General features: G+C 36.8%; 17 protein-coding genes. 3 read left to right on the forward strand and 14 right to left on the reverse strand.

Annotated elements, in window-relative coordinates:
- Positions 1-65: 65 nt before the first annotated feature.
- The 7 genes from NON16_RS17380 to NON16_RS17410 all read right to left on the reverse strand — a co-directional run bounded on the left by NON16_RS17380 (position 66) and on the right by NON16_RS17410 (position 8,743).
- A complete protein-coding gene (locus NON16_RS17380) occupies positions 66-1,469 on the reverse strand; it encodes an amidohydrolase family protein (RefSeq protein WP_257350692.1) in 1,404 nt (467 codons plus the stop codon).
- A gap of 411 nt (positions 1,470-1,880) precedes the next feature.
- Complete coding sequence (locus tag NON16_RS17385; protein WP_257350693.1) at positions 1,881-3,167, reverse strand: GTP cyclohydrolase IIa; 1,287 nt, start codon at positions 3,165-3,167, stop codon at positions 1,881-1,883.
- 49 nt (positions 3,168-3,216) lie between these two features.
- The gene (locus NON16_RS17390; protein WP_257350694.1) at positions 3,217-4,065 is read right to left on the reverse strand and encodes a MurR/RpiR family transcriptional regulator; all 849 of its coding nucleotides are present in this window, start codon (positions 4,063-4,065) and stop codon (positions 3,217-3,219) included.
- 70 nt (positions 4,066-4,135) lie between these two features.
- Positions 4,136-5,527, reverse strand: coding sequence for an aspartate aminotransferase family protein (locus NON16_RS17395; RefSeq protein WP_257350695.1), 1,392 nt, complete (start codon positions 5,525-5,527; stop codon positions 4,136-4,138).
- Positions 5,528-5,850: 323 nt separating this feature from the next.
- Complete coding sequence (locus NON16_RS17400; protein WP_257350696.1) at positions 5,851-6,315, reverse strand: pyridoxamine 5'-phosphate oxidase family protein; 465 nt, start codon at positions 6,313-6,315, stop codon at positions 5,851-5,853.
- 545 nt (positions 6,316-6,860) lie between these two features.
- Positions 6,861-7,601 carry a DUF899 domain-containing protein gene (locus tag NON16_RS17405; RefSeq protein WP_257350697.1) on the reverse strand — a complete coding sequence of 247 codons (741 nt, stop codon included), beginning with the start codon at positions 7,599-7,601 and terminating at the stop codon, positions 6,861-6,863.
- Positions 7,602-7,783: 182 nt separating this feature from the next.
- Positions 7,784-8,743 carry a proline dehydrogenase family protein gene (locus NON16_RS17410; RefSeq protein WP_257350698.1) on the reverse strand — a complete coding sequence of 320 codons (960 nt, stop codon included), beginning with the start codon at positions 8,741-8,743 and terminating at the stop codon, positions 7,784-7,786.
- Positions 8,744-8,860: 117 nt separating this feature from the next.
- Between NON16_RS17410 and pdxR the strand changes: the two genes are divergently transcribed.
- From pdxR to NON16_RS17425, 3 genes are all read left to right on the forward strand, one after another.
- Positions 8,861-10,276, forward strand: a complete 1,416-nt coding sequence (gene pdxR / locus NON16_RS17415; protein ID WP_257350699.1) for a MocR-like pyridoxine biosynthesis transcription factor PdxR — start codon at positions 8,861-8,863, stop codon at positions 10,274-10,276.
- Between the two features lie 79 nt (positions 10,277-10,355).
- Positions 10,356-10,823, forward strand: coding sequence for a GNAT family N-acetyltransferase (locus NON16_RS17420; protein ID WP_257350700.1), 468 nt, complete (start codon positions 10,356-10,358; stop codon positions 10,821-10,823).
- 225 nt (positions 10,824-11,048) lie between these two features.
- Entirely contained in the window at positions 11,049-11,606 is a 558-nt protein-coding gene (locus tag NON16_RS17425; RefSeq protein WP_257350701.1) for an NADPH-dependent FMN reductase, read from the forward strand.
- Positions 11,607-11,930: 324 nt separating this feature from the next.
- Here the strand turns inward: NON16_RS17425 and NON16_RS17430 are convergent, their stop codons facing one another.
- The 7 genes from NON16_RS17430 to NON16_RS17460 form a co-directional block, all read right to left on the reverse strand.
- A complete protein-coding gene (locus NON16_RS17430; protein WP_257350702.1) occupies positions 11,931-12,734 on the reverse strand; it encodes an alpha/beta fold hydrolase in 804 nt (267 codons plus the stop codon).
- 114 nt (positions 12,735-12,848) lie between these two features.
- On the reverse strand, positions 12,849-14,360 hold the full coding sequence (putP, locus tag NON16_RS17435) for a sodium/proline symporter PutP (protein ID WP_257350703.1): 1,512 nt from the start codon (positions 14,358-14,360) through the stop codon (positions 12,849-12,851).
- 145 nt (positions 14,361-14,505) lie between these two features.
- A complete protein-coding gene (locus NON16_RS17440) occupies positions 14,506-15,384 on the reverse strand; it encodes a succinate--CoA ligase subunit alpha (RefSeq protein ID WP_257350704.1) in 879 nt (292 codons plus the stop codon).
- Positions 15,368-16,471, reverse strand: coding sequence for an ATP-grasp domain-containing protein (locus NON16_RS17445; RefSeq protein ID WP_257350705.1), 1,104 nt, complete (start codon positions 16,469-16,471; stop codon positions 15,368-15,370). Before NON16_RS17445 ends, NON16_RS17440 begins: the two co-directional genes overlap by 17 nt.
- A 25-nt stretch (positions 16,472-16,496) precedes the next feature.
- The gene (locus NON16_RS17450) at positions 16,497-17,264 is read right to left on the reverse strand and encodes an enoyl-CoA hydratase/isomerase family protein (RefSeq protein ID WP_257350706.1); all 768 of its coding nucleotides are present in this window, start codon (positions 17,262-17,264) and stop codon (positions 16,497-16,499) included.
- Between the two features lie 56 nt (positions 17,265-17,320).
- Positions 17,321-18,037 (reverse strand): GntR family transcriptional regulator, encoded by a 717-nt coding sequence (locus NON16_RS17455; RefSeq protein WP_257350707.1) that lies wholly within the window; start codon positions 18,035-18,037, stop codon positions 17,321-17,323.
- A gap of 303 nt (positions 18,038-18,340) precedes the next feature.
- Positions 18,341-19,105: an SDR family NAD(P)-dependent oxidoreductase gene (locus tag NON16_RS17460; RefSeq protein ID WP_257350708.1), complete on the reverse strand. Its 765-nt coding sequence runs from the start codon at positions 19,103-19,105 to the stop codon at positions 18,341-18,343.
- Positions 19,106-19,265 lie beyond the last annotated feature (160 nt).

Raw genomic sequence — 19,265 nt, forward strand, 5'->3', positions numbered from 1 at the left:
TGTTGCAAACTCATCAAGATCTCAACCAACAAATGTTCTCAATGATAACGTTGGACCAGCATGATTCAGCTCTGATAGAGTGTGCTTTTCTTAATATCCACAACTTGGTAATCTAACTCAGCTCTCTTTGCAGATTTTATGCCTGCATCTGTAACTAAAAGTCGGCCACCTTTTCCTAAAACAATCCCATCTTTCATGTTCATATTACCTCCCACAAAACTCATGACAGCTTCCGATTTATCAATATCAATAACCGTAATATCCGCATCTGCTCCCACTCCAAGATGCCCTTTATTCACTAAGCCAAACATTTTGGCAGGATTTAACGAAATCTTTGTCACTATGTCTTCTAAAGAAAGGTAACCTAATTGATAAAGTGACAGAATACGTTTAACAAGATTGTTTCGCGGAATTCCTCCTCCATCTGTAGATGTAAGTCCGATAACAAAATCTCCTGCTGGTTTGACTCTTTCAACAGCACAAGCGACTGCCGTTGTTGGTAGATTTACAGGGAAGCTGATGAATGCATTTGTCTCTTTTTCTTTCCAATATAGAAGAGCTTCTTTACCCGAAAGTAACTCATTTGCTGCTGATCCATTTTTTATCACTCGTGCTATACCATTTAATATTGCTTGTTCTAATCCGCTTTCTGTCAATGGATAACCATTTCGGTCAAGACATACCTGTGTCACATAATCAGTTGGTACTCCATCCTTACAATTCCCTTTTGTTCCATTCATTACAGCCAAATGAGAATCAGAATAAATATTGCGATTTTCACATAATAGCGTAAGCGCTTCCTTTAATTCATCTAACGGATGTGATTCTCGACCACGGCAATACGCATTAATATGTGCCAATAGTAATTTTTTACCGCTTGCAAGTTCTATGGCCTCACGCATACCACTCATATCACTTGCGGTGGCTGTGGTTCCAGCATGAAAAGCTACCATTACTTGTAGGTTGTTCGCGATTCGCATCCCTTCTTCGGTTGCCTCTGGTGTTAGGGGAGCATGGCCCCCAAACAACTTCAATCCCAATGAGCCATTTTCTAATGCCTTACATAGGAAGTCCTCTACTTTTGAAGGCGAAGGATTCGAATGTTCAATTTGTCTACGACCTGGAATGATTGCCTCGATGGAACCTACATTCAAGCCTGAACCCCATGTATGTAGATCATCTAGAATATCTTGAACGGGTCCCGCAAAGTCTATTGTGGTTGTTACACCCGTTTCTGCAATCATCCTGTACCCAACTTCTCCACCTAAATAGCGAGTAACATGTGTATGCATGTCAATAACACCAGGGATCAATAATTTCCCTTGAAGATCAATAACACTTTCACCTTCTCCAATCTCCTTTTCTACCATTATCACTTTTCCCTCATGAATTCCTACATCAAATTGCTCGTTAACATTATGTTTAGGGTCAACTAATAGTCCATTTTTTAAGACAACATCCAACCTCATCATATTCCTCCTGTTTGTGACTACTTTATGCAATGTCCTTTAGTTAAGATTATAACACAGAATAGTTTATTTTTTGTTACTTTTTCGAATATTTAAAAAGCCCCCTTTTTAAATCAAGGAGACTAACAGTCATTGGTATGGTATAGTGTGCATTGCATTATTTTTTGATTTGATTATAAAGAAAACTTGGCTAGCGCCAAGCCTTAGCGCAGGTGATCGCCGTAGTTACACTTATACTATAGAAAGTATTTTTTATACTTTCTTAATGTGTAAAGAAAACTTGGCAAGGCCAAGCCTATGGCGCAGGCTGAGCTTTAGTTGCGCTTATACTATAGAAAGTATTTTTATACTTTCTTAACGTGTAAAAAAACAGAACATGGGACTTTCTCATGTTCTGTAAATGAACCCTTATTAAAGACTTAATTCATAATAGCGTCTAGGTCTGCCTGTAGAAAAAGGTTGATCATAACTAACAATAGAAGCATAACCACTCTTTTCTAACATAGAAAGTAGTCTGCGTGCACTTCTTAATGAACAACCATAATATTCGGACAGTTCATTAGCAGAGAGCATTCCTTTTCCTATTTTTTTATTGATCACCTGAATTTTAGAAAGGGTTGCTGAACTGATTCCAACTTCTTGACTAATCTGCTCAATCTTCTCGTCATAGCCTGTTATATATTCTATTTCATTCTGATCCCCAAGAGGACCTATCATTGTCCCATTGATCTTCCGAATATAAGCACAATTCCCTCCATCTTCTTTCGATTTTTTCAAAGCAATTCGAGCATTATTCGTTGCTTCATTCGCTGTTAGACCCTCTCCTATACCATAACTAACCGACATTAGTATAGTTTTACGAATTTGTTCTAGTAAAAAATTGGCTTCGTTATCATTTAAACCTTTTGAAATCTTCCCCATCGTACCATAAATAATAAATTCGTTTCCTCCAGAAAAAACCACAGAGGATTGAGTCTCTGCCCCATATTTTAAAATGAGATCATAAAGTTTTAATTTCATGCTTTGTAATTTATATTCCGAGTAATTTTGCATAATAGATTTAATATTGTCCATATGGAAAATCCCCACACTTATCTGTGCTTCCTGTGTTTTTAAGCTTGTGATTTCAAGAATTAACAATTCTAACGTTTTCCGAAGGGCAAATTTACTTGGTACAACTCTAAAGCACGGTATTTCCTCTCTTCTCAATGTGTTAAGCGTTGTCAAAAGACTAGTAATGCAAAAATTGACTTTTCCTTGTTGATATAAGTTCATGTGAAAACGTGTGATTTCATCCGCATCTAGAGGATTAAATTTGCTCATATGTATGTTTTCAAAAGGTAAATCTAATTCTTCAAAAACCTCTTTCACTTCCTGTGGTTTAAATACATCAATACTTAATTGACTTATTTTTAAATTATGTACATATCGAATATTAAAAAGGGTTCGATAAAGGGTTGTGATGTCGTGTTGTACATATTTAATTGGAACTGCTAAGTCTATAGAATTTTTCGCAATCTGATAAGGTGCAACACCAGTAAATAAAAATCCATCTACCTTGTCTCTAATTTTTTTTATCATTGGAATGATCGAGTTATGTTCATCATATAAAAGGGTTTCATACTCAATTTTATAGTCTTTAAATATAGATATAGCCTGTTTTAAAGAATCTTCCGGACCAACAATTGCAATTTTCAATACTTCCACCCCCAACTACGGCATATAAAGAACGCGAAAAATGAAACATTTATTTATGAAAAATATCAAAACGGTTCCAAGTATCTTCTAATACCTCTAAACGATCATTAAGGTCCTCTTGCTTTTCCTTACCAACAAACGTAATTAAGGAGTTAATTAAGCTCAGAGGTGCAACGAATGAATCAATAAATGTCGGTATTTGACTCGTTGCAGGAAGTGGAATATCAGCATGTGAAATAAGGGGGGACAACAAGTGATCTGTAATGGCTATCGTTGTCGCACCTTTTTCTTTTGCGTAGGAGAAAATCTCAATCGTACTCTTTGTATAGCGAGCAAAGCTTATACCAATTACTACATCTTCTTTATTTACATCATAAAATCGTTCAGCTGTCATCTCTAAAGATTGAATGAACTCTACATTGTCCAAAATCATGTGAAGATAATAGTGGAGAAATACACCAAGCGACATCGCACTTCGATTTGCAACGATAAATATTCTTTTTGCTTGCAATAAATGCTTCACAGCTTTATGAAAAGCATTTAAATCTAATTTCTCCATTGTTGATTGGATATTTGCAATATCATCTTGAAAAATTTCATAGACTCCTTTTTCTTCTTTTTCGTATACTTGTTTCGAAATGTTCAACCTTTCTTTAATTGTCAGTTGTTGTTGAACAGAGTCTTGCATATATTGCTGAAGTTCAGGATATCCCGAATAACCAAGAAACGTTGCAAATCGTACAACAGTTGCATCGCTTACTCCCGCCATTTTCGCTAATTTTCCTACCGTTAAAAACGGAACTGTATTTGGGTTTTCTAATATATATGTGGCAATTTTAACCTGAGATTTACTCATATGGACTTTGTTTTCAGCAATCTTGCGGTAGACGGTTGACATTATTTTACCCCCTGCATGGTTCGTACCTCCACATTAGTTTGGTACAAAAACGAAAAACGTTCAAGCTAAATTAATAGATTCTTTCCAGATTCGCTAATACTTTGTCGTACGATTCAAGGGTACGGTTTACTTCTGTTTCTCCATGAACCGTAGAAAGACTATAACGATTCAATGGCTTTGTATAAACTCCTTCAGCTAACAACTGGAAATCTAATTCTTTACGTAAAGCGAAATTCGATTGTTGCATGTCACGATAGTTCAATATCTTATCTTTTTCCGTAATTACGACATTGAAAATAGAACCTAAACCGACTGTTTGCATGGCAATCCCGCGCTTTTTAAACAGATTACAAATACCTTCTTTTAATTGATCAGTAACAGCCAAAACATGATCAATTTCCTGTTCTAAATGTTTAATCGTTGCTAGTCCGGCCGCTAGTATTGTTGGATGACCATTGTACGTACCACTGTGGAACAAGACCTCTTTAGCACTCGATTGTTTACTTTGACTAGAGTCAAAAACATCTGAAGAAGCTTTAGGAGCACTAACCTCCAAAATATCTTTCTTTCCTCCAATGATTCCAATAGGAAACCCTCCGCCAACCACCTTACCAAGGGTCGTTAAATCAGGCTTTATTTGATAAACGGATTGTGCACCTCCAAGCCCTAAACGAAAGCCGGTCTTTACTTCATCATATATCAGCAAAATTCCTAATTGGTCGGTAATTTTTCGTAATCCATCCATAAATGATTGTTCTGCTGGAATATAACCACCTTGGATTGGCTCAAGAATAACTGCAGCGATTTCATCTTTTCTCTTCGTTAAGATCTCAGCGGTGGCATCGAGATTGTTAAAAGGTAAGATCACAGTATGCTCCTCGTGGTATGGATCCACACCTTTTGATTCAATCACTGCATTTGGTTGATGTTCAGGACCCGCTTCATGAATCGACGGATTCACACTAAGTAAAACCTGTTCATAGCCTCCATGATAATGGCCTTCAAACTTAGCAACTTTATGTTTACCTGTGTAAGCATAAGCCATGCGAATCGCTAAGAGTGTAGCTTCTGTTCCAGAGTTGGTATAACGAATCAATTCCATACTTGGGTACAACTGTTGAATTTTCTTTCCCATTTCAATTTCAAGACGATGCGGTGTTCCGAATAGAAATGTTCCGTCTTCATCAATTTGTGTTTGAATCGCCTGAATAACGTCCGGATGTCCGTGGCCAAGCATTAAGGCACCATAGGAAAGAAGATAATCGATGTATTCATTACCATCAAGGTCATAAAGGTAGGCTCCTTTCCCTTTATTCATAATAATAGGATATGGATCAAAATATTTAATATTAGCCGTAACTCCACCAGGCATAACCTCTTTTGCTTGGCGATAAAATTCTTTTGACCTTTGGTTTTTTTTCATGTACTGATCAGATGTATTGGTTATATTGCTTGTGTCCATTGGGTCCACCTCATAATGAAATATTTATTTCTATAAAATAATAATATGAAATATACGTTTCATTATACACCTGGTATTTTATTTTGTGAATATATAAATTTAATCTACTGGATTGACTAGACAGTTTCCGTATGTAACGCGAACATTTCTTTTTTTTACTTATTCTTCTAGACCATCTTCTTCACTGGATATTAAAGACCATCTTTTCAATACTCCTCCGTTTAATTGCAATGATTCTTTCCTACCATGTTCTATTAATCACTTTACAATCCTTCAAAAAGATACCATCATATTCCTCTTGCAATTGCCTAATGATCATTTATTTAAATATCGACTTCACTTTTCTCAATGCTTGGTACAAATGATTGATCTCGGACAACAACAGTTTCTGGCACAAAACGAATCAAGACATTGCTATCCCCTAAATTCCTGAACCTTGGATCCCATTTTTCTTCATGTGAGCCTAAATAACGTGTCAGTAATCGTTCTGCAATCCCTTTATCAAACTGTTCAACTTTAGCGTGTCCTCTAAATCCTGCATGCAATACTTTTCCGGTAGTATGATTAAGATCAACTATACCAATAGCACATTTAGAATTCTCCTTTATCCTTCCTGGAAAGCTGTCTGAAGAAGGAGTCCCAATAATCCAAATACATTCATTTTCCCAATAGAACCAGACAGGGGATTCTCTAGGACCTTCCTTTGATAAGGTTGAAAGATGAGCAAATAATGGCTTTTTAAGAAACTCATCTAAGTCAAAACATCGGTTACCTCTAATAATTTGCATAGATACCATCCCTTCCTAAATGCTTTTACATACTATATGGTCCCTAATAAACTTTCAACAACTGATACTTACCCAACCTGTATCTGTAGGAAAATCCTTGCTAGTAAGTTTCTGATTAGATAACATTTGGCGATAAGAAGTAATTGTTCCATCATGTGATACAATGTAAATCTTCTCTTTGGATTGTTGTTTACCATTGAATGAACTTCTCCCTTATGATTTTGAAATTATCATCCGTGATATTATTTATCCCTTTAGACCACAGTTCTATGGTGAGAAAACGAAACCCTTTGATAATTAAAATAAAGCTGTAAGAGGGTACCCTTAACAGCTTTTCTTTGCTAAAGAAACGCGCCCAATTCTGGAAGATCAGTTAGCTTCTATTAACTGGTATAATGCAATAAAGAAAACTTGGTTAGTGCCAAGCCTTAGCGCTGTCGATCGCCTTAGTCCCTAAAGGGATGACCTAAAGGCCCTTGCTTTATACTATGGAAAGTATTTTTATACTTTCTTAACGTAAGGCCTAGTCGAATGGAAACTAAAATTTACTTATCATACCGGTCGTGATGACGCCACCATTCATGTGGAGATGTTTTTTGAACGACCCATGGCGGGGAATCTTCCCATAATTCTTGTCGGCCAAGTGGGGTAATATCTAAGTAGCTCCAATTACTGCCTAAGGATTCAACCCCGCGCCGCCAAGTGGAATAGGTGTGATATATCCTTTTGTCTTTTAAAAGAAAAACACTATAGCCGTGTGTTTCACCCTTCTCAGTTGTTGCACCAAAATCATAATTGAATTCGCTTGAAAATGACGAATACCATGGGATCGTCCAACCCATTCGGGCCTTAAATGGCTCAATTTTTTCGAATGGTGCTCTAGATATCAGGACAAGCGTCGTGTCACGGGCATTCAGATGAGAGGGGTGCCCTATATTATCAACCATCATTGAACATCCAGTGCAACCTTCTTCCCAATTAGGATCGAACATAAAGTGATAAACAATGAGCTGGCGTCGTCCGTCGAATAGATCAAGCAAGCTCGCTGTACTATCCGGTCCCTCGAAGACATAATCCTTGTCGATCTGGACCATCGGCAGTCTACGTCGCTCTGCGGCAAGTGCGTCTAGTGCACGGGTGACTTCCTTTTCCTTCTCTAAAAAATCCTGCTGGGCTTCCTGCCATTCATGCCTTGAGACGATTCTGGGGTTATTTATTTCGCCGTTTTCAGAAGATATGCTCGTACCTTTTTCAACAGAATGACAACACCCACGCGATTGATCCATTACCTCATCCCCTTACGTTAAGAATAGTTTTTTTAATTATCCCCACTGTCTGGCTAAAGCAAGAGCTGTGCTACCTCTTCTCCTCAAGAATACACCTCCTTTTAGCTAATTTTAGCATGATACAAATGGAATTGTTTCTTATAGATTGCTATTTTTATTTTAAAGACTTAATTAAATGTTTCTCAATATAAGCTATTTCTTTCTACTATCGATGGATTGATCATATCCATAACTAAACCATATAGATTTTCCGGATATTCAGCTATTCGATGACATAAATACAAGTACCACTCTATTCCGTAGGTCAAGTAAACTTTACAGTTATACTCTTTACTTTTTAAATTACTTAACAAACCCGGACATATTCCGTAGAGCATTTCTATTTCTACATGGGGATGATTAAGATATTGACGGTGTTCCATTTCTTGAATAAGACTCTCATCATGTGTGGCTATGGATACTGGGTGGTTCGCTTCTATTAATTGTTCTACAAGTTCAAGATAACGGTTATTTAACTCCTTTGATCTAGGCATAACAATATTGGCAGATTCTTGATAAGCCCCTTTGACAACTCGTATTTTCCCAGGATAATGAATTAGTTCCTTAATATCATTTATGGATCGATATAAGTGTGCCTGTATAGTTATCCCTACATTTGGGCACTGCTCAGTTGTTTTTTTATAAATATCCAGAATGTTATTCGTTTTCGATGACTCTTCCATACTGATCATAAGTGTAATCCCATACAGATTTGCCCTTTTGGCTACCTCTAGTAAATGAATATGAGCTGTTTCTGAATCCACAGATAATCCAATATGTGATAGATCCAGCGAAACAGTTTGATTCATAGATAGAGAACCCATTTCTTCAATAAGGTTCAAAAATTCGTCTTTGTCTTTTCTACATTCCTCTACATTTGTTGTATTTTCCCCTATGTATTCCAGTGAAATAAAATAATCTTTTTTGATAAGTTCTTTTGCTACTTCGATTCCTTCTTGTTTATTTTCACCTGTAACAAAACGTTTAGCAGCTTTCACTAACAACGGATAGAGTTCATTGGATTGTTGAATATAGGATTTAATATGGTCATTTCGTGCAATCGATTTAAGTGCTTGAGTCACTTGGACCTCTGGATTCATCATTATCATACAACTCCTTTTTTCTATTTGAATCAACTTTATCATGATAAAATGGTTTATATTAGTACCACTTATAATCATTTTTGATAGTACCAATTTTATTTAAGGGGAAAATGTAATATGCTTTGGATACCCATTGATCGGTCGTTAGATATACCTTTAATTAAACAAGTTTATCAAAATATACGAAAAAGAATTTTAAATGGAGACTTACAATCAGGAGAGAAACTACCATCAACACGAGAACTATCTTCTGAGTTGAAAGTTTCCAGGAATGTGATTTTAGAAGCTTATGATCAACTATTGGCTGAAGGTTTTTTAGTCTCACAGAGAGGTTCAGGGACATTTGTTGCTGAAGGAGCTTTTTTAAAACAACGTGAAAATGCACCTTCATTTCATTCTTTAAATTGGGGTGAAGATAAAAACAAAGACGATCACATCATCAACTTCCGTTCAGGGATACCGGCAGTGGATTTATTTCCACGTAAGACATGGGCAAAGTTGTCTCATACCACATGGAATGAAACATCACCTTCTACGTTTGGATATGATCTTCCTGAAGGACGTCCAGAATTAAGGCAGATTTTATCGCGCTATTTACTGAAAACAAGGGGTGTTGATTGTCATCCGGAACAAATAGTGATTACTTCCGGTGCAACGCAGGCTTTAACTCTTGTTTCTAAATTACTTTTATCTCCAGATGATTTAGTCATAATTGAAGATCCAATAACGAATGATATTCAAACCATTTTTAAAACTTCAGGCTCTGCCCTTTACCCGATACCAGTTGATAAATATGGGATGAAGACATCTTTGCTGCCATTAAATAAAAATCCAAAATTCATCTTTATTACTCCTTCCCACCAGTTTCCGTTGGGAGGAACATTACCGATTCAACGCCGGATCCAACTGATTAACTACTCAAGAGAAACAAATTGTTATCTTGTTGAGGATGATTATGACAGTGAGTTTCGATATGAAGGTCCACCTGTCAGTTCATTACAGGGATTGGAACCAGAACGTGTTATATATATTGGTTCGTTTAGTAAAATTTTATCACCGGCCCTAAGATTGGGATATTTAATTCTTCCTTCACATCTTATTGAAAAATGCCGCAGACTAAAATGGTTTTCGGATCTACATACCCCTTCTTTAGATCAGCTTATCCTTGCCCGTTTTATTGATGAAGGTTATTTGGAACGACATATTACGAAGATGAAGAAGATGTATAAAAACCGAAGAAACTTCCTTATCCATTGTCTAAAAACGACATTTTCAAATAAGGTTAATATTTTCGGTTATTCAACAGGCTTACACCTAATTGTTGAATTTAATGAACAATATTTTTCAAAAGAAATACTTGAGGAAATTGAACAATCTGGGGTTAAAATATATCCCGTAGAAGAGCATACAATTGAAAAAGGAAAACATCCTAATCGAATTATATTGGGTTATGGACATTTAAAAAATGAAGATATAAAAGAAGGCGTGACTAGACTACATCAAGCAATATATGATGTTAATTCCATAAAGTAAAAGTGCTTTTACAAACACTATGCTGATAATACAAAACCCTATTGCATTATTATATATTTATAAAAAAGAGGAGTAGTCTATGAAAGTAAATTTTGCAGAAGTATCTGATGCACTATTAATCCACGACTTAATGATTAAGGCATTTATGGAATATAAAGACGAAGTACCACCGTCAAGTGCTTTAGAGGAGACGGTACAATCTATATCAACAGCTTTAAAAGATGGGGAGCAAGGTTTAATTGGTTATATTGATGATGAGCCCGTAGGAATGATTCGTTTTCAATTAAAAGAAAATGGTGTTTATTTTTATAGGCTATCCGTTATACCAGAAAAACAGGGTCAAGGTATTGCGAAAAAAATATTAAAGTCATTAGAAGATTATGCAAATAAAAAAGAAATACCTACGATCCTATGTAAAGTCCGTATGACTGTACCTAAAAATATCAAATTATATAGTTCCATAGGGTATAGTATCTATAATGAGGAAGTCGTATACAAACCAAACGGTATAAATATAAAAGTTGTTTCTATGATGAAACAGCTCTAGTACTTCAACTAAAGGGTGCACTTAATTAAATGACGACCTGTTTGAATTGGGCCATTATGTTGACTAAGAGAAGGAACTATCCGAAAGTCGAAGCTTTAAGTTATTCAATTAACCGCCTGTAATTGAAAAAAGAGAGATGTAAGAAGGTATTTGATATTTCTACCAGAATAATAAGTATAAAAAGATATAGGATAAAACAAAGTTAACATAACGGAGGAAATTACAATGCTAAGAATCGCAATCATAATTGGTAGCACGCGTCCAGGACGCAGAGGTGAAGCAGTCGCTCGATGGGTACACGAGATAGCACAAAAACGAAGTGACGCTAAATACGAACTCGTGGATATTGCAGATTTCAATTTGCCGCTATTGGATGAACCAAATCCGCCTATATTTGGTCAATATACGAAGCCGCATACGCTAGCTTGGTCAGAAGTAATCAATTCGTTCGATGGCTATGTTTTCGTGACGCCCGAGTATAATCATGCCACCTCCGGAGCGCTCAAAAACGCCATAGACTATCTTTTTAATGAATGGAAAGATAAGGCGGCAGGCATCGTCAGCTATGGCGGTGGCACAGGCGGGGCTCGAGCGGCAGAAAACCTGAGACTCATCTTGGGTGAGCTGCATGTTGCTGACGTACGTGCTCAGGTCACCCTTTCGCTGTTTACAGATTTTGAAAACTACAGCATTCTGAAACCCGCACCTCATCAGGAAGCAGCTGCCAACACGCTATTCGATCAAGTCGTCAGCTGGAGCAGCGCATTAAAAGCGTTGCGATAAATATGGTAGGAATATTATACGTAGTGAACGTGATGGATTTACAGTATTTTCATAAATCGAGAACAATTCATTATAAGGAGTATTTTTCTGCTACATGTTTTATGATGTGACCTTTATCTTTTAAAATTGGAGCGTGATTCTGATGCGCTCTTTTTTATGTCTATTAGGCTAGATTTTAGATATGTATTTTGGAAGTTGCGAACCCAGTATTAAAGTAATTACACATTTATAAAAAGCCTATGAAAATACTTCATAGACTTTAGTAATAAAGATTCGATTAAGCAGAAATCTTACTAGACTTTTCTTTAATGGAATTTTAAAAACCTATAGTGATTGAACAAACGAACTGACAACCTCATTAAAACGATCAGCTTCTTCTAGAAATGGACAATGGCAACTTTTTTCAAAGATAACGAGCTGAGAGTTCGAAATATGCTTGTGCAAGTATTCCCCTGCTTTGACCGGAATCAGCTTCTCCTCTCTTCCAAAACACAATAGAGTGGGTACTGTAATGCTTTGAAAATGTTTGCGGTAGTCCACTACTGTTTGATCGAACAAAATGGTACTTGCAACGGATTCTGGAAGTTTCGTTGTTTCTTCAAGCATCCAATCAAAGTCATCTTGTGAGAGGTCTTCCTTGAACATTAATGGGATGAACTCTTTAAGGAACCCGAATCGATTGGTCTGCACTTCTCTCATAAGGTGGATCAATGTTGGGAAGTCAAAGGCACCACTTGGAAAATCAGGCCACTTAAAGTCAGAGGCTAATTCATCAACAATGACTGTACCTTTAATGTTTTCCTCTCCAAATTGTTGGAGGTAATCCCAAACTACGAAGGCTCCCATGGACCAGCCTACTAATACGACATCTTTTAGCTTTAGTTCTTGGATGAAGCTGTGCAAATCTTCAGCATAGTTTGCAACAGTATGACCGTAATGAACTTTCGTTGAACGCCCATGCCCACGTAAATCTAGTGAAATTGCACGATGATTTTTGCTGAAGTATGAGGTTTGTTTTTGGAAGAATTGACTACTCATCCAAACTCCATGGACAAAAATAACAGGCGTCCCTTCACCTACATCTTCATAGTACAGTTCAACTTGATCTTCAGCCTTGTAGTACGGCATTGACAGACCTCCTTCATTTTTTAAATGGTACCCACTTTACCAAAATATGCTTTCTTAAAAGAATATATTTCAAGCAGAAAAAAAGATCGGGTTTTACCCCCGACCTTTAACATCTTAATATGATTTTGTTTTCGCAATTACCTCATCAAATTCATCTTGGATGCTTTGATCAGGTTCTTTCTTTAAAATACTAACTACATAAATGGTTAATAACGAGAGTACGAACCCTGGAATTATTTCATATAGTCCAAGGCCAATGTAATTTTTCCACACAAATACTGTTACTGCACCTACAATCATGCCCCAAAGAACACCAGTCCTAGTCGTTCTTTTCCAATATAGGGACAATAACATAGCCGGTCCTAATGCAGCGCCAAATCCTGCCCAAGCATAACCCACTATAGACAATACACTACCACCACTATATGAAAGAGCCAGTGCTATTAACGATATAACTAATACGCCCACTCTCCCAAGCCATACCAACTCTTTTTCGGAAGCCTCTTTTCTGAACAAAACCCGATAGAAGTCCTCCACCAAAGCACTTGAGGCAACCAATAACTGAGAGTCAACTGTGCTCATCATAGCTGCCAGTACGGCTGCCAACATGAAGCCAGCAACCCAAGGATTGAATAATATACCAACCATGTTAATATATGCATTTTCAGGATCGGCTAATGGTTCAGTAAAGAAGACGATAGCAGCAAAACCAACAAATAGGGCACCCCATTGTGTAATATTATTCCATACGATGGCTACAAAGCGTGCTTCTGGTACCTCTCTTGCACTTCTCATTCCCATGTATCGTACTAAAATGTGTGGTTGTCCTAGATAACCAAGACCCCATGCAAACAAAGAAATAATTCCGATTATACCTAAACCTTCAGTACTCGTTTCCCAAAAAACCCCATCTTCAAAATTATAACCAACGGTTTTTGTTGCGTCTAACAAATCAGGGTTTATATTACCCATCTTGTTCCAAATCGCACCTATTCCTCCTACCTGACTTACAATGACGATAGGAACAACTATAAGAGCGACTAAGATGATTAACGCTTGAACAACATCAGTATAGCTTACTGCAAGGTATCCACCTAGGAAAGTATAGGTAATTACTACAAAGGCACCGATTAGAACCGCTATTTGATAATCTATGCCAAACATAAACTCAAATAATTTACCACTTGCAACAAGACCTGAGGCTACATATACAGTGAAAAATACAAGTATGATAAGTGCAGATATAATTCGTAATATGTGAGAATTATCGTGAAACCTATTTTCAAGGAATTCTGGTATAGTTATAGAATCCTTTGCAGCTTCTGTGTAGACCCTTAAGCGTCGCGCAATAAACTGCCAATTACAATAAGCGCCAATTGCTAAACCGACAGCCAACCAAATTGCGTGCATGCCAGTAGCATAGGCTGCACCCGGGAGTCCCATAACAATCCAACCACTCGTATCACTCGCTTGGGCTGACAATGCAGTTGTCCAACTGTTTAAACGCCTTCCTCCTAAAACATAATCAGACATCGTATTTGTTGTTTTGTAACAAGCAATACCAATTACGATCATCCCAAGCAAGTAAATCGCTAAGGTTACCAACAAAATAGTCGCATCGCTCATTTCGGACCATCCAACCGATATTTAATATACTGATACGTAACATGAAGTGTTAGAACAACCGGAGGAACATAAAACCAAAACCAACTCACAAATGTCAATTCATACATTTTTTTACCTCCCGAAATTTTTTCACTCAAATGATTCTTTAAACTTTTTGACTATTAAAGTAGTTTTTAAGTAAGCCTTCTAATTCAGTTACAACCTTTACTACCTTGGCCCCGCTAAGTTCCAAAAGCTCCCGTTTTCTTGAAGCACTTTCATTTTCATTATTAATAATAGCTCCCGCATGACCCATTCTTTTGTTTTTGGGCGCATATTGACCTGCAATGTATGCAAAAACAGGTTTGTTCATACCTTTAAGAGTTTCAGCCACAGTAACTTCATCAGTACCACCAATTTCCCCAATATATATCACAGCATCAGTATCTTCGTCTTGCTCAAAAAGTTCTAATATATCCCTTTGGTGGACACCTACGATAGGATCCCCACCTAGACACACGATCGTGGATATTCCAATTTGTTGTTTTTTTAAAATTTCAACAATTTCATAAGTAAGAGTTCCACTCCTAGAAACAACCCCAATTTTACCCTGCCTAAGAATCGAGTCATCAATGTCACTAACATTCGCTTTTCCAGGAGAAACAACCCCAGCGGAATTAGGACCGAACAAATTTACCCGATGTAGATTTGCATATTGAACTAATCGCATACTATCATGAATAGGAACCCCTTCTGAATAAACGACAATTGTCTTTATCCCTGCATCGATTGCTTCTAATGCTGCCTGTTCAACCAATTTCGGTGGTACAATTATTAATGATGTATCCGCATATTCCTTATAGACTGCTTCCTCGACACTGTTATAAACTGGGACCCCATGTACAAACTGTCCACCTTTATTAGGTGTAACTCCAGCAACTAACGGAGAATGATAGACAAGCATGCGTTTGGCAAACCCTTTACCAACTGATCCTGTAATGCCTTGTATCAAAATTTTTGACTTTTCATTAACAATAATGGCCATTTTCACATACCCCCTTGCTAATGGATATACAAGCATCTTCTAAAGAGTCAGTCACATATACGTTTGAATATTCTGATAATAATTGTCGTGCTATTTTCTCTTTTTTCCCTTTAAGTCGTACAACTACGGGATAATGGGTACCTCCAAGTTCCTTTGCTATAGCCTCAGCCAAAGTAGAACATTCAGCTACTTGAAAATAAAAATTGAAATAAAACTTTTTTGATCCTAGTTTTTTTAATTCGACAATAAGTTCTCTGGCCAAGTTTACATCGTGAATAACATGCCCTCCTAAGTCAATTAACGCCCGAGCTGTACCATCCTTACTTCTAACTAAATCTAAAGTTGCTAAACCGAGACCAGCACCACTTGTAACGATTGAAATGTCCCCATCCATTTCAACACCAACAGCACCTAAGTTGGAAATGTTTTGTTCAAAACTATTAACCTTTCTTGGTAGAAGATTGACATTCGTTGGTGTATCAGCAGCTTCATCGACTATTATTTTTGCATCACCAGCAATTAGATCTCCATCCTTTGTTAAAAACAGTGGATTAATTTCAACCAAACTTGCTTGTTCCATTTTAAATAAATTCCAAAGGTTACTAACGATCCCTTCAACCTTTTCTGGAGCAATCATTAACAAGGTTGAAATCTTGTTTATCATGTAAGACTGCAACCCCAAAAGCGGATTGATTGGTATTTTCAATAACTTATCATGTGGTACTTCTTCAATATTCACCCCACCCTCATAGCTAACTATAAGGAGAGGGCTCTTTAAATTCCGATCAATGATTATTGACAAATAAAATTCCTTTGTAAAATCAATCTGCTCCTCAATATAAATATCTGTAGCCATTTCACCATTGAACGTTTTCTCATATATGGTTTTTAAAGCAGATGCAAGACTTTTAATATCGTTAACAGCAATGATCCCACCTTGCTTACCTCTTCCACCAGTTAAAACTTGAGCCTTTGCGATAACAGGTTTATTTAAGTCATTTGGATAGTTTGCAGCTAACCACCCATTAGCTACAGGTATATCATAGGCCTTAAAAAGTTGTTTTCCCTCGTATTCAAATAACTTCATAGAGCAACTCCCCTTGACTCAATATCTAAATAGTCTTCCTTTTCTCAAAAAACGCTTCCATCATTCTTTGGGGTTCTCCTGCACCATAACCTCTGGTGTGGGCTTCAGTTGCAAATATCATGCAGCTATTGAAATTTTCATCACTTAGACTTTTAAACCATTCTTTATTTGATGCAAGTGCAATGGGTGGTTTTTGTGCTAATTCTGTGGCTAACTTATCTGTTTCCTCCTTAAGGTTCATACTCGGTACAACTCGTGTAACTAATCCATATTTCTCTGCTACTTCAGCCGAAATCAATTTCCCAGTTAGTATCATGTCTGTCGTTCTTGACTTCCCCATTATTTCCCAAAACATAGTTGTTCCAATAATACATGCAAGACCTACATCAATTTCTGTCATTCCGTATTTTGCTTCATCACTTGAAATACGTATGTCTGCGAGTAAAGCCAGTTGTAGTCCTGAACCGGTGGAAAAACCATTTACTGAAGCGATAATCGGTTTTTTAATAGAACGAATAACACGATATAATTGGTCAAATTCATCGACCCACTTCCTAGCTGTATCTTCATCTACATTCTGGCTCTCATTTAGATCTTGACCAGAGCAAAAAGCTTTGTTACCCGCACCAGTAATGACTATAGCCCTTACATTTTGATCGTTATCCGCTGCCTTAAATGCATCAGCTAACTCAAGTTTGGTTTCAGTACTAAGGGCGTTATAAGTTTTTGGACGATTAATTGTTACAGTCAAGACCCCATCTTTTACTTGATACAAAAGTGTGTTGTAAACCATTTAATCCCCTCCAAGTTAGAAAATTAATGAAAGCCCCAAAAAAGGAGTTATCATTCTTATTCAATAAAATTAACACGGTATTTCCATTTATCTGTATTGACATAATAAACATTGATATCAATCGGTTGTTTATTTTCATCTTTTGATATTCTAGTTATCTTTAACACTGGAGAAAAAGCTGAAATATGCAGGGCATTTGCGACGTCTTCAGGTGCTTGAACTGCCTCAATTTCCTCATTAGATTCGATGAGCTTTACATTTAATTTGGATAGCAATATCTCATTCAATGAAAGGAAATTTATATCACTATTAAAAATGTCTGTGGGTATCTTTGGTGAAATGAAATGCTCTAAATAAAGGATTGGGGTATCACTGAAATATCTAATTCGACGAAGATAAGTCAGATTCTCGTGTGGATGAACATTAAGTAGGTCTGCGAAGTAGTCGTTTTGAACAGAATTAATTTGAATTGTTCGGGATGATATCTTCTCCCATTTGTCCTTATAATGGCTCATGAACCCAGTCATCTTGGTCCACATATCAGTTGGGCGTTGGTTTGATACGAAAGAGCCTTTTCCTTGTAATCGGAAAATAAATCCATCAGCTTCTAACTGCATTAATGCTTGTCGAACAGGGGTACGACTTGCGCCATGTAATCTTTCAAGTTCACTTTCTGATGGTAGCTTGTCACCACTTTCGTATGTTTTCGATAATATTTTGTCTACAACGTCGTCATATATGATTTTGTACAAGGATGAACGATTAACTTTCATCTGCCTCCTTTCAATATCATTATATTAATTATTATACTTAGTATTACAAGTTGTCAACAGAATACATTAAATTTTCTAAATTTTATTATTATCTGACTTCTGATTTAAGTAACTAACATCCCCTTTTAATATAAACGGAACAAGCCCTAATCTCCCTATGTGTAGGATAATTAGAGCCTGTCTTCTGATAAATGTATTAAACGAGTTATTTTTCCCATTGCTCGGGTGATAGCCTATTTAGAATTGATGAATACTATTGATAGCTTTTTCATTCACTTTTAAACCAATTATTTCTCCTAAGCCTCACTTCGCTAATCTGCCACCATCTACATTATAATGACTTCCTGTTACAAATGAGGCACGATCTGATGCTAGGAAAAGAACAACTTGGGCAACTTCATTTGGCTCACCATAGCGTTTCATGGGAATCTTACTCTTATACTCTTCTCTTGCCTGTTCTGGATCACTAGTTCCTTCTTCTAATGAGCGCATTAACCTACTATTGATTGATGCAGGACAAATAGCATTAACCCGAACTCCTGTTTCGGCACATTCCAAAGCTGCTGTTTTCGTTAACCCAATGACAGCGTGTTTGGATGCCACATATGCACCTAAACCCACTGCACTCGAAATGCCCGCATCTGAAGCTGTATTAATAATGGAACCTGAGTTTTGATCAACCATAACACGAAGAGCATGTTTTAAACCCAAGAAAACTCCCATCACGTTAACGTTGATTACTTTGGACATATTTTTAACGGTTGTGTCCTTGACATCAGACACGTCCCCCTCAATTCCAGCATTATTGAACAAAACATCAATCCTACCAAAGGTATCAACCGTTTGTTGAATGTAGTTTTCTACATCTTCTTCTTTTGTTACATCTGCCTCTACAAGTAGATATTCTGCTTCTTGTAGAGGTGATTTTTGTGTTATTTGTTCCAAATCTTTTTTAAATAGATCAACTAAAACAAGTTTCGCGCCCTCTTCAGCAAATAATCTAGCAGTTGCCTGACCAATAACACCCGCGGCACCAGTAATAATAACAATTTTATTTGATACATTCATGACATTTACACCTTTCATTGTAAAATTGATTTAGAAATACAATAGACACCTAGTTTTTTCTACAAAACAGCGGACAAATCCCTAAGAATATTGACTACGGTTGCCCACTTTCTATTTAGATTTGAAAGATTTCTAACACAATAAGTGACTACAGAAGATG

It is taken from the genome of Pseudalkalibacillus decolorationis, from assembly GCF_024609785.1.
Taxonomy (GTDB): domain Bacteria; phylum Bacillota; class Bacilli; order Bacillales; family Fictibacillaceae; genus Pseudalkalibacillus; species Pseudalkalibacillus decolorationis.